Source organism: Francisella sciaenopsi, from assembly GCF_045862875.1.
In the GTDB taxonomy this organism is placed as follows: domain Bacteria; phylum Pseudomonadota; class Gammaproteobacteria; order Francisellales; family Francisellaceae; genus Francisella; species Francisella sciaenopsi.
Map to the genome: position 1 here is coordinate 74,072 of NZ_BTHG01000006.1, position 12,811 is coordinate 86,882.

Here is a 12,811-nt window from a genome sequence, read left to right on the forward strand (position 1 = left end):
TTAACCTTTTTAGATATTACATAAACTTATTTTTTGTACTTGAATAGAAATATCAACATCCTCTAAGCATTTTTCGCAACTCTAACTTTAAATATGTTAAAATCTATCTCAATTAATTAGGTTAAAAAATATTCAAAATGCTTACATTTCAAGAAATTATTTTAAAACTACATCATTATTGGGCATCTAAAGGTTGTGCGATTATTCAGCCATTAGATATGGAAGTAGGTGCTGGGACTTTTCATCCAGCGACAACTCTACGAGCGATAGGTCCAGAGCCATGGACAGCAGCATATGTCCAACCATCTAGACGTCCTACAGATGGTCGTTATGGTGAGAATCCAAATCGTACACAGCATTACTATCAATATCAGGTTGTAATGAAGCCATCGCCTGATGATATTCAAGAATTATATCTTGGTTCACTTAGAGAGCTAGGTATTGATCCATTAGAGAATGATATTCGTTTTGTTGAAGATAACTGGGAGTCGCCAACACTAGGTGCTTGGGGACTTGGTTGGGAAGTATGGTCAAATGGTATGGAGATTACACAGTTTACATATTTCCAACAAGTAGGTGGACTGGAGTGTAAGCCGGTTATGGGTGAGATTACTTATGGTCTTGAGCGACTAGCTATGTATATCCAAAATGTTGATAGTATGTATGATATCTTATGGGCTAATACGCAAAATGGTCCTTTGTATTATCGTGATGTATTTTTACAAAATGAAATTGAGATGTCTACTTATAATTTTGAAGAGGCTAATGTTGAAGAGCTTTTCAAACAGTTTGATTTATTAGAGAAAGAAGGTTATAGACTAGTAGGAAAAAATCTACCGATACCAGCTTATGAGTTTGTATTGAAAGCTTCACATACTTTTAACTTATTAGATGCGCGTCATGCAATATCTGTGACAGAAAGACAAGGCTATATTCTAAGAGTTAGAAAGTTAGCCCTAGAAGTGGCTAAAGAATATTATAGTGCTAGAGAAAAATTAGGTTTTCCAGCTTTTAAAAAAGACAATTGATTAAATGCTTTCGTTAACTTACGATGTAAATTTTAGCGACATACTTTTTGCAATAGTAGAAAAAGTATGCAAAACTGCTTAGCACATGTTCGCGCTTTAATGTAAGTCATTGGTGCCTACAAAACTCGCAAGCCCAGACAGTTGTAGTCACTGGATCAATGACTTTGACATAAGCTTGCCACAAAGTGCTTTAATGTGGTGAAAATTAAAATGAAAAGTATAAATCAAATATTAAAATTTCTAGATATTCAAACCTTATCTCCAAATAATTTTCAAATTGAAACGCTATCTTTAGATAGTCGTAAATGTGACGCAAAATCAGCATTTATAGCTCTCAAAGGGCTATCAACTGATGGTAATAAATATATTGATAGTGTTTTAGCTAAAAATGTTAGCTTAGTATTAACAGATAGTCATGAATTTGAAGATCATAAATGTGTTTTCTATATTCAAAATTTAAAAGAGAAACTATCGAACCTTGCTAAATGGTTTTATGACTATAAAAAGCCACAAAATATAATAGGTATAACAGGTACAAATGGTAAAACATCTATTTCTAGTTATATTGCACAATTACAAAAATTAATCGGTCAAAAATCATTATTACTAGGTACAAATGGCAATGGGATTTATCCAGATCTACAAGAAAGTACCCATACAACATTAGACATATTATCTTTGTATCAAACTATTTCATATTATAAGGATTATCAAAATCTTGTTATGGAAGTATCTTCTCACTCATTGGATCAAAAGCGTACTGAAGGTTTAGATTTTGATATTGCAGTATTTAGTAATCTTAGTCATGATCATCTTGATTATCATAAGACTATGGATAATTATTTTGAGGCTAAAGCAAAACTGTTCCAGTTTAAAAGCCTTAAAAAAGCTGTAATAAATATAGATGATGAATATGGTTTGAAACTGTGTAAAGTTTGCGATTGTGAGATAGTAACAGTCAGTTTAAAATCAAAAAAAGCGGATATTTATCTGGAATCTAGGAGTATAGAGAATATGCAAACAAGCTTTGATTTATATATTTCTCAAAAGTATATGGGTACTTATCAAACATCTTTAGTTGGCGAATTTAATCTAATGAATTTGGGTTTGAGCTTAGCGGCATTAGATGATGGCTCTACTAGAGATCAACTTCTAGAAAATATTTCTAAATTAAAACCTGTAAAAGGGCGTATGGAAGTAATCGCATTAGCAAATTGTGCTAAAATCATAATTGACTATGCGCATACTCCAGATGCTTTGGAGAAAGCTCTACAAACTTTAGCAAACTATCATCTAAATGATCTATGGTGTATCTTTGGTTGTGGTGGTAATAGAGATACCACCAAAAGACCTATAATGGCTAAAATAGCAGAAGAATACGCTAATAAAGTAGTCGTTACAGAAGATAATAACCGTTTTGAAAATATTGAAAGTATTTTTGATGATATCAAAAAAGGTTTTAGTCATCCTGATAAGCATACTTTTATTGATAGTAGAGAAAAAGCTATTAAATATAGTATTGAAAACTCGAAAGCCAATGATGTTATTCTATTAGCCGGTAAAGGTCATGAGTGCTATCTTGATAAAAATGGCATTAAAGAGTATTTTGATGAGCGAGAAGTTATCGCTAAGTATAAAAACACTACCCCGTCAACCTAAAGGTTGCCACCCCTTCAATATTTTGAAGGGAAATTTATGATATTTATGGAGCAAAATGACAAATTTAGAAAAGAAAATAAGTTTTATCCAAGAGATAGATAAGCTAAAAGGCGTATATCGTAGAGCATTGATAAAATGTGATAATAATCGTAGAGAGAATACAGCAGAACATAGTTGGCATGTAGCTCTTATGGGCGTTATATTAGAAGAATATGCAAGTGAAGAGCTTGATATGCTAAAAGTGCTTAAGATGCTATTGATCCATGATATTGTTGAGATATATGCAGGTGATACTTATGCTTTTGATAATCATGCAATACTTGCAGAGCAAAATGATAAAGAGCTAGAAGCATTAGAAAAAATATTTGCATTGTTGCCAAAAGATGAGGCTGATGAGTATAAAGCCTTATGGATTGAGTTTGAAGATAATCAAACAGCAGAAGCAAAATATTCAAAAGCTATCGAGCGAGCAGTCCCAGTTTTGCAAAATATGCAAAATAATGGTGGTAGTTGGGTAGCTTATGGCAAAGTACCTAAAGAAAAAGTTATTAATAGAAACTTAGGATTAAAAGACATTGCTCCAGAGTTATGGCAATATGTAAAAGGACAGATTGATTTGGCTGTAGAGAAAGGTTGGCTAGTTTAAGCAAATATTTGTAGTGACAGTACATTGTACTGTCATAAGAAAACAGACAGATCAATGATCTGTCACTACGATAGTTTATTTAAAGCTATTTTCCCTTCACACTTAGACTTCGCTCAGTGACAGGAAGGGGAATTTGATATTAGTCTTATGGAGAAAAAATGATCAAATCACTAAAACAATTAGCAACACAATCTGGGTTAGAATACATCGGTGAAGATGTATCAATTCAAACAGTTAGCATTAATTCTAATGATATTAAGCAAGATGCTTTATTTGTTGCGATTGTAGCTAATCGTGACGGCCATGAGTTTATTCCAAGTGCTATTAGCAATGGTGCAAAAGCTTTGTTAGTATCAAAAAAACAAGATATAAATATTCCGCAAGTAGTTTGTGGTAATACTATCAAGGGACTTAGAGCATTAGCCAAAGAGTATCGTAAGTCTCTAAAAATGCCAATTATTTCCTTAACTGGCAGTTGTGGTAAAACAACTGTTAAAGAGATGATGGTAACTCTACTTGGAGGTAAAAAAGTACATTTTACGCAAGGTAATTTCAACAACTATCTTGGTGTGCCGATGACAGTTTTAGAAACTCCACAAGATGTCGATTTTGCTGTGATTGAAACTGGTACAAGCGTTGCAGGTGAGATAAAAGCTGCTGCTGAAATTATTCAACCAGATATTGCGTTGATAACAAATGTTGGTGCTAGCCATTTAGAAAACCTAAAAACTATAGATGGTGTAATGGTTGAAAAAGGTGAGCTTCTTAAAACTTTACCAAAAGATGGTTTTTGCATTGTAAATCTTGATGATGAAAGAATACCAGCTTATTCAGGCAAATTAGACTGTAACAAAATTACTTGCTCAATGAGTAAGCAAGATGCAGATATCATCATCTTAGATTATCAGGTTACACCAGAGTTCTATGATGTTAAGGTTAGAATCTTTGACAAACAATATAACTATCAGTTGCCAAATATTGGTAAGCATAATTTGTCTAATAGTATGCTTGCAATAGCAAGTGTAGTTGCTGCAGGACTGGAACCTGCTGACTTCTTACAAAATACGCAAAATATCAAAAACTATAAAGGTAGATTCTCAATTGAAAAACTAAATGATAGATTTACTCTTGTAGATGATACATATAATGCTAGTGCAACAGCAGTTAAAGCAGCTATTGAAGATTTAGCAGGTTATGATGGTAAAAAAGTTATAGCAATTACCTCAATGAGAGAACTAGGTGATGAGGCAGAGAACTATCATCGCAAGATGGGGCAGTGGCTCAATAAAGCAAATTTGGATAATATATTTTTATTTGGCGAAAAAAATTTAATAAAGTTTGCTTTAGAAGAGTATAAAGGTTTAAATGCTAAATATTATGATGACAAACAAAAGTTAAATAATGATTTATTAAAAGTACTCGATGAGTATAAATCTCAACAAAATACTAAACTTACTGTCAAAGGAGCTAGAAGCTTTAAAATGGAAGAAGTTGTCAAATTTGTTAAGGAAAATTTATAAGGGATATTATGAAAAGACTTTTTGCTATATTAGCTTTTGTATTACTTATAAGCATATCTTTTGGTAAAGATATCGTGAAGTATCCACTAATGGAGTCAAATGTACTTTGTGATTCTGTAAGACCCTTTTGTGGCGATAACTGTAGTAATATGCCTTTTTATCCGACCTTATGTAAGCCTACTAAATATGGCTCAGCTTGGTCTGGTGGTGGAGCAACTAGTGCAACTAAACAACTGTATTGTGCAAATGCAACTTATGCAAATTGTCACTACTCAGGCTCTCCAGAAGCAACAGGTATAAATCCAAACAATCAAGCTATGCCATGTAAAGTAAGCGAAGATGGAAAAATAGCTAATTGTAGATGTAAGGTTTTCACAGGTCCTAACTATGTCAATATTGATGGAATTATGAACTTAGGTGTTTATTATAAGACAGTAGCAGTTTGTGGTAAAGATGGCTCAAAGTGTAAAAACCTTTCTACTTGTCTACCGGATGGTAATGGTGATTGTAAAGGAGTAGAAGCTCCAGTGTGTAAGTATATAGCTAATCAAAATACTCAAGATGATAATGTCTCTTTTATCCCAGGTGCTGATTTAATTTCAACTTATGGTTTTGATATGAATAAGGACTATGATATTGCAAAACCAGGTGAAGGGGTTAAATGTCAAAATATTGATGTGGCAGGTTGTATGACTCAGCCATGTAAATATGAGAAAGGTTCAAAAGAGTATGCGACTTGTAGTTGTCCTATTACAAATATGAAAACTATGATGCTAAGCCAAAAAGGCGTATCTTGTGATTTGCCAAAAGGTTATGTTTGGGAATAGCCTAAAAGAATTGAATCTTTTAAACTTTCTAAGATTTTTTATTTCAGATTTTATTTTTAATAATATTTAAAACTCTTCTTAGTGGTTCTGCAGCTCCCCATAATAGCTGATCTCCCACCGTGAAACAATGAAATATATCATCAGCTAATAGAGATGACTTAATACGACCTATAGCGATATCAAGAGTTCCTGAAGTTGCTTGAGGTGTTAGGTGCTTAAGAGTTTCTTCTTTGTTATTATCTATTACTTTAACCCACTCGTTACCTTGAGATATTTTTTGCTTAATTTCATCAATCGTTAGTTTCTTTCTAAGCTTGACTGTCAAAGCTTGAGAATGTGATCTTAGGCTAGAAACTCTGACACATACGCCATCAACAGGGATTGTTTTCTTAGTATCTAAAATCTTGTTTAGTTCTGTAGCTGCCTTGTACTCTTCTTTTGTTTGTCCACTTGGCATACCAACATCTATCCAAGGCAATAGATTATAAGCCAAAGTTTGTACAGTTTTTTGTTGAGGGATTTTTGAAGAGTCTTTAGATAGTTCTCTTAGAGTTTTTTCTCTTGTTAGTATATCTGTATTTGTATCATCAGCTTTACTCAAAAGATCAGCTTGTTGGAGAAGTTCTTGCATTGCTGCAGCACCAGAACCTGATATCGCTTGGTAAGTACTAGAGTTAACCCATTCAACAAGATCTTCTTTAAGTAGTCCAGCGATTGCTAGAGACATTAAACTAACAGTGCAATTACTACCAATAAAGTCTTTTTTACCACTATCAATAGCGTTGATTATTTGCCCATGATTTAATGGATCTAGAACTAGAGTACTTTCATTCTCTAGACGTAGTGTAGATGCGGCATCTATCCAAAAACCTTGCCAACCAGATGCTCTTAACTTAGAGTGAATTTCTTTGGTATATTCACCACCTTGACAGCTTAGAAGTATATCCATTTTAGCTAATTCTTCGATGCTGTAGGCATCTAGTAGTGCGCCATATTTCTCCATAAAACCTGAAGGCTGTTGTCCTGCTTGAGATGTTGAAAAAAATGTTGGCATGATATCATCAAAATCTTTCGATTCAACCATGCGAGACATCAAAACTGAGCCAACCATTCCACGCCAACCAATAAAACCAACTTTAAGCATAAAACCCTCATAATTATTAGTGATAAAATTTATGGCTCAAGTATAATACAAAAGTAATCAATTTGATATTTGTTAAGAGTAAGAGTGTAAAATATGATAGTACATAAATTTGGTGGTAGTAGTTTAGCATCAGCTGAGAAAATAAAAAATGTTTCGAATATAATTAGTTGTGTCGATGAAGCTGTGGTAGTTTCTGCGTCAGCAAAAACTACTAGTAATTTACAAAAAGCTATAGATCAAGCGATTGAATCTCAAGATTATAGTGAAACACTTAATTTTATTTTTGAGCATCATAGTTCTATACTTCAGGAATTAGTTCCTTCAGATGATTCACTGCAGCAGTCAATCTTAGAAGATTTAAAAAATATCAAACATATTTTAAGTACTATTGCTATTACAGGTTTTTGTGCAGATAGCTTAAGATTTTTCATACTAGGGTTTGGGGAAATCTGGTCAGCTAAAATTCTTACACTATATTTGCAATCAAAAGGTAAAAAATCTTATTTCATAGATGCATCACAATGTTTGATTGTAAATGATCGTAGCTATCCTGTTACAGTTGACTGGCAAAAAAGTTTGGAGCTACTTGAGTCTATCAAAAATGATAATCCAGCAGATGTATATATCATAACTGGCTTTATTGCTCAAAATAGACTAGGCAAAAGAACTATATTAGGTTTGAATTGTAGTGATTACTCAGCAGCTATTTTTGCCAAATTATTACAAGCAGATAAATTATATATTTGGACAGATGTGGCGGGTGTATATAGTGCAAATCCACAAGTGGTTCCAGAAGCAAAACCTCTAACTCAATTAACATATAAAGAAGCTCTTGAGCTTGCATACTTCGGTGCATCTGTAGTACATCCTTTGACTATTGCTCCTATGGCTCTAGAAAGAACTCCAATCTACATTAAGAGTAGTTATTCTCCAAATGAAGTTGGTACTAAAATTAGTGCAGATAAAGATGAAAATCAAGGAATTATCAAAGGTCTAACAAGCGTCTCAGATGTTGCGATTGTGCGTGTGCAAGGTGCTGGTATGATTGGTGTATCAGGAATATCATTTAAAGTATTTGGAGCGTTAGAGAAGGCAGAAGTGTCGGTAATGATGATATCTCAGGCTAGTTCTGAGTACTCTATCTGTTTTGCTATAGATAGTGTCAACGCGGACAAAGCAACAGAAGCTCTTAGACAAGAGTTTGCAAATGAGATAAAGAGTAATCTTATCGAAGAAATAGTTGTTCATAAACATCATGCTTTGATTACAGCTGTTGGTGAGGGCATGAAGTCTAAGACTGGCTCGCTAGCAAAATTGGTAAATTCACTTAAGTTAGCAAATATCAATATACATGCTATTGCTCAAGGATCATCAGAAAGAAGTGTTACATTTGCTGTAAAAGCAGAAGATGAGATACGTGGCGTACAAGCTATGCATCGTCACTATAATTCTGAGAGTGATGATATCGCAATTGCTGTTATTGGAGCTGGAAATATTGGTACAGCATTTATTAAACAAGTCAAAAAAACTTATGAAAAATGGTATGCAAAAGGCATTAATTTAGTATTAGTCGGAGCTACTAATTCAAAGCAAATGCGAGTTTCTTATGAGAATTTATTATTTGAAAATATAGATAATCTACTTAATGAGAATACAGAACAAGTTAATCTAGAGAAGTTGGCTGAGTTTATGTCACATGCTTCAGCTACAAAAAAAATTGTTATTGATGCTACGGCAAGTGAAAATGTTTCGAAAAATTATAGTAATTTCTTAAAGAATGGAATAAGCGTAATTACTCCTAATAAATATGCAAATTCAGGAAACTATGAGTTCTATCAAGAGCTTAGAAAAGTCGCTAAGCAAAATGGTACTAGTTTTCTATATGAAACAAACGTTTGTGCGGGTCTTCCGCTAATAGTTACATTACAAAATATGGTTCAAAGTGGTGATCATGTTAGCACTATAAAAGGAATTTTCTCAGGAACTTTAAGCTATTTATTTACTCAGTTAAATAACGGTGTGATTTTCTCAGATGCAGTTAAAATGGCTTATGATGCTGGGTATACAGAGCCAGATCCAAGACAAGATTTATCGGGTATGGATGTCGCGAGAAAGACAGTGATCTTAGCTCGAGAGATAGGTTTAAATATAGGCTTGAATGACTTGGTTATTGAAAATTTAGTACCTGAAGAGTTGCGTGAATGTAGTGTAGAAGAGTTTTTTGCAAAACTTCCAGCATTTAACGAGCAAATAATGCAACAAATAGCAGCTAAGAAGCAAAAACTTGCTGGTGTGCATTATGTTGGATCTATAGTTAATGGTGCGGCAAATGTAGGTATTCAAGCTTATGATGAATCTAGTCCTTTTGCAAATGTGAAAGGTACTGATAATATCGTAATGATAAATACAGATAGATATACTCAGCCTATGGTTATCCAAGGTGCTGGTGCTGGTGTTGAGGTAACAGCGGCAGGTGTATATGCTGATGTTATAACTGTGATAAGAGAAAAGTAGTCATGAAATTAGCTAATATTAAATCAGCTAAGGCATTTGCTCCAGCAACTAGTGCAAATTTTGCAGTTGGTTATGATTTGCTAGGATTTGCTATTGATGGAGTCGGTGATACTATAGAGCTTATCAAAAGAGATGATACTGAGTTGATTATCAAACAAATTAGTGGAGCCACTGGCGCAGATAAATTACCTTTTGACAGTGATAAGAATGTTGCTACAGCGGTAATTAAAAAGTTTTTGACAGATAAAAATATCAAGATAGGTTTTGATGTTTATATACAAAAAGGTATTACTTTAGGTTCTGGTATGGGTGGTTCAGCAGCCTCATCTGTTGCAGCTCTAGTCGCGATGAATGCTTTTTTTGAAACACCGTATAGCTATGATGATTTGATTGACTATGCTATCTATGGTGAGAGTTTGATATCAGGATCATTTCATGGTGATAATGCAGTTCCATGTATGTTTGGTGGACTGGTATTATTACAAAGTTCAAAACCATGCAAAAAAATAGATTTACCAATAGTTGATTGTAATGTCGTTATAGTTTGTCCAGATCTTTCAATTGAGACAAAAAAAGCACGTGAGCTTTTGAAAGAGCCTTATGATTTATCTACAATAGTTGAACATAGTGCATGCTTAGCAGCTACAATAAGTGCTTTATACACACAAGATATTGAATTGTTGAGTCAAAGTCTAAAAGATATATTGATTGAACCAAGAAGATCTAAATTAATCACAGGGTTTTATGATGTACAAAAAGCTGCTTATGATACTGGTGCGATAGCTTGTGGTATATCAGGATCAGGACCGACAATGTTTGCACTTGTAAAAAAACAAGATGATGCGAATGTTGTTGCTAAAACAATGCAAGATAAGTTTAAAGAATTTGACCTAAAGTCAGATAGCTGGATAAGTGCTATGAGTGACAAAGGTGCATATATACTAGAGAAAAAATAATAAAGGTAAGACATGAATTTTATTAGTACAAGAGATAAAAATATCAAAGTTTCATTAAGCGAGGCAATGCAGTCTGGGTTAGCTCCTGATGGAGGACTGTTTGTACCGGAGAGATTTCCAACGGTTGATTGGCAGAGTTTTGCTAAAGATATTAGCTATGCTGAATTTGCTGCAAATACTTTGAGAGAGTTCTTTAAGGGAGATCAGCTTGAAGCTTCTTTAGATAAGATTTGTAATAATGCTTTTACATTTGATGTGCCAGTTAAGCGCTTGGATAAAACTACATCTGTTTTAGAGCTTTTTCATGGACCAACTTTATCTTTTAAGGATTTTGGTGCGAGATTTTTAGCAAATTGTTTAAGTTCTATAGATAGTGAGAAGCCATTTACAATTTTAGTGGCAACCTCTGGCGATACAGGTTCTGCAGTAGCAGCAGCTTTTCATGGTAAGGGTAATATTCGTGTTATAGTGATGTTTCCTAAGGGTAAAATCTCCAAGAGACAAGAAAAACAAATAACTTGTTGGGGAGATAATATACAAGCTGTTGAAGTTGAAGGAGTTTTTGATGATTGTCAAAGTTTAGTTAAAGAAGCTTTTAAGACACCTTGGTGGACAGAAAGAACGAAACTAAATACATCTAATAGTATTAATATTGGTAGATTACTACCACAATCTACTTACTATGCTTATACATCATGGCAGCATTATTCACAGACTGGAGAGAAAGCAAACTACATAGTTCCATCTGGTAATATTGGTAATATCACAGCAGCATTTTGGGCTAAACAAATGGGCTTCCCAATCGGTGAGATATCTATGAGTCTAAATGCAAATGATACGGTTATAGATTACTTAAATACTGGAGAATTTAACCCAAGAGCAAGTGTTGAAACATTAGCTAATGCGATGGATGTTGGTAATCCTAGTAATTTTGAAAGATTATTATACTTGCTAGGGAATTATGAAAATTTCAAAGCTAATGTTAAGGCTATATGTGTTTCTGATTTTGAAATCATAGAAGAAATTAAGCAAGTTTATCGTCAGTATAATGAAGTTGTTTGCCCACACACTGCAACAGGTTTTGTAGCAAAAAATCAGCTTGATGTTAATAAGGATTATATAATCGTAGCGACTGCACATCCTGCTAAATTTGAGAGCGTAATTGAGCCAATATTAGATATACAGGTTCCAGCTACGCCAGCGTTACAGAAGCTACTAGACAAAGAGCAACATAAGGTAGCGATAAATAAGTCTATGGATGAACTTTGCGAAGTTTATACAAGAGCTTTTGAAGCTTAAGAAAAAAGTAAGTTCGCAAAATTCTTTAAGAATTCTTTGATTTAATCTGAGTAACTGCAATAAATCCTATTATTAAAATAACTCCAGCTATCCAATATAAATATGGTGCTAAATTACTATCTATAAGTAATCCACCACATATAAGGATAATTAGTTGAGGTAATGAGAAAAACATATTTAACCATCCCATATATTCACCAAGCCTATCTTTAGGAGCTAGTTTAGCTATCAATGTATAGCAAGATACTTGAGATAGAATAAATCCTGTAGCAACTGCGAATGTGATAATATACCAAAGATAGCTTTCTGTAGTTAAAAAAGATCCACATATTAATGCAATAGCAAATACTAATAGTCCGATTTTAAATATATTTTCAACCTTTATTAGATTAATAATAGTTGTTGCTAGTATTCCAACAATAACAGAGCCTATCCCAAAAAACATTACTAATGATGCTGAAAAGTCTTTACTAAAACCTAAGTAGTGGTTCATATATCCTCCCATTAGAGGCATAAAAGCACCAAATCCAGTTAGCATACAGAAAGTAGCCAAAAATAGCAGATTAATATTTCTATTGCTGAATATATCAAAGCTTAGTTTAAAAGCAGACGTCATCTGATTTTCAGGTCTTTCTTTAACTATAAAAGGTATTACTGCTATAGTAGGAACTATTAAGAGTAAGCATACAAAAATACAGCTGAGAAAAGCACCACCCATGTTCCAGATCATTGCTCCAACTAGACCAATAATTATTGTTCCTATTTGTGCTGTAGTCCTAGCTAGTAGTGTAGCAAAAGGAATTTGATCACGATCAACAACTTCTACAACCATTGTGTAGTAAGGTCCTTGAAAGAAGTTTATGCTAGCATATGTCAAAAAAGCTATTACAAATAAACAAATATAATTAGGAGCAAAAGGCCATAACATCTGAAATATACATGTGCTTATAAGTCCTATTAATAGCCAAGTTGTTCTTTTGCCAAGAAAGGTGCTTGGGGAAGTTTTGTCAGAAATAATTCCTGATAGTGTCTGCATAAATAAACCAGTGAATGCAGCCATGGATAACAAAAATCCAGCTAATAAAGATGAGTCTGTATGTTGGTATACTATCCATGAGCCAATAGTTCCAGTTAATGACCAGTACATTCCAATTCCAATATCGGGTATTGAAATTAAAAAAGGATTCCAACGACGGATATTGTATTTCATGATAGATT

10 protein-coding genes are annotated in these 12,811 nt (G+C 33.6%); 8 read left to right on the forward strand and 2 right to left on the reverse strand.

Annotated features, from left to right (window positions below; genetic code table 11):
- Positions 1-137: 137 nt before the first annotated feature.
- From glyQ to ACKTR7_RS07780, 5 genes are all read left to right on the forward strand, one after another.
- Positions 138-1,028 carry a glycine--tRNA ligase subunit alpha gene (gene glyQ / locus ACKTR7_RS07760; protein ID WP_004288222.1) on the forward strand — a complete coding sequence of 297 codons (891 nt, stop codon included), beginning with the start codon at positions 138-140 and terminating at the stop codon, positions 1,026-1,028.
- A 210-nt stretch (positions 1,029-1,238) separates the two neighbouring features.
- Positions 1,239-2,687, forward strand: a complete 1,449-nt coding sequence (locus ACKTR7_RS07765) for a UDP-N-acetylmuramoyl-L-alanyl-D-glutamate--2,6-diaminopimelate ligase (protein ID WP_407877769.1) — start codon at positions 1,239-1,241, stop codon at positions 2,685-2,687.
- A 55-nt stretch (positions 2,688-2,742) separates the two neighbouring features.
- Positions 2,743-3,333 (forward strand): HD domain-containing protein, encoded by a 591-nt coding sequence (locus ACKTR7_RS07770; RefSeq protein WP_407877770.1) that lies wholly within the window; start codon positions 2,743-2,745, stop codon positions 3,331-3,333.
- 158 nt (positions 3,334-3,491) lie between these two features.
- Complete coding sequence (locus ACKTR7_RS07775) at positions 3,492-4,853, forward strand: UDP-N-acetylmuramoyl-tripeptide--D-alanyl-D-alanine ligase (protein WP_407877771.1); 1,362 nt, start codon at positions 3,492-3,494, stop codon at positions 4,851-4,853.
- 8 nt (positions 4,854-4,861) lie between these two features.
- On the forward strand, positions 4,862-5,680 hold the full coding sequence (locus tag ACKTR7_RS07780; protein WP_407877772.1) for a hypothetical protein: 819 nt from the start codon (positions 4,862-4,864) through the stop codon (positions 5,678-5,680).
- Between the two features lie 43 nt (positions 5,681-5,723).
- On the opposite strand, the gene asd is transcribed toward ACKTR7_RS07780, so the two are convergent.
- A complete protein-coding gene (asd, locus tag ACKTR7_RS07785; protein WP_407877773.1) occupies positions 5,724-6,824 on the reverse strand; it encodes an aspartate-semialdehyde dehydrogenase in 1,101 nt (366 codons plus the stop codon).
- A gap of 93 nt (positions 6,825-6,917) precedes the next feature.
- On the opposite strand from asd, the gene thrA reads away from it, so the two are divergent.
- Genes thrA through thrC form a run of 3 tightly spaced genes read left to right on the forward strand, consistent with a single transcriptional unit; the run spans position 6,918 to position 11,593 of the window.
- Positions 6,918-9,338: a bifunctional aspartate kinase/homoserine dehydrogenase I gene (gene thrA / locus ACKTR7_RS07790; RefSeq protein WP_407877774.1), complete on the forward strand. Its 2,421-nt coding sequence runs from the start codon at positions 6,918-6,920 to the stop codon at positions 9,336-9,338.
- 2 nt (positions 9,339-9,340) lie between these two features.
- Positions 9,341-10,294, forward strand: a complete 954-nt coding sequence (locus tag ACKTR7_RS07795; protein ID WP_407877775.1) for a homoserine kinase — start codon at positions 9,341-9,343, stop codon at positions 10,292-10,294.
- A 12-nt stretch (positions 10,295-10,306) separates the two neighbouring features.
- Positions 10,307-11,593, forward strand: a complete 1,287-nt coding sequence (gene thrC / locus ACKTR7_RS07800) for a threonine synthase (RefSeq protein WP_407877776.1) — start codon at positions 10,307-10,309, stop codon at positions 11,591-11,593.
- Positions 11,594-11,618: 25 nt separating this feature from the next.
- Here the strand turns inward: thrC and ACKTR7_RS07805 are convergent, their stop codons facing one another.
- Complete coding sequence (locus ACKTR7_RS07805; RefSeq protein ID WP_407877777.1) at positions 11,619-12,803, reverse strand: MFS transporter; 1,185 nt, start codon at positions 12,801-12,803, stop codon at positions 11,619-11,621.
- Positions 12,804-12,811: the final 8 nt, after the last annotated feature.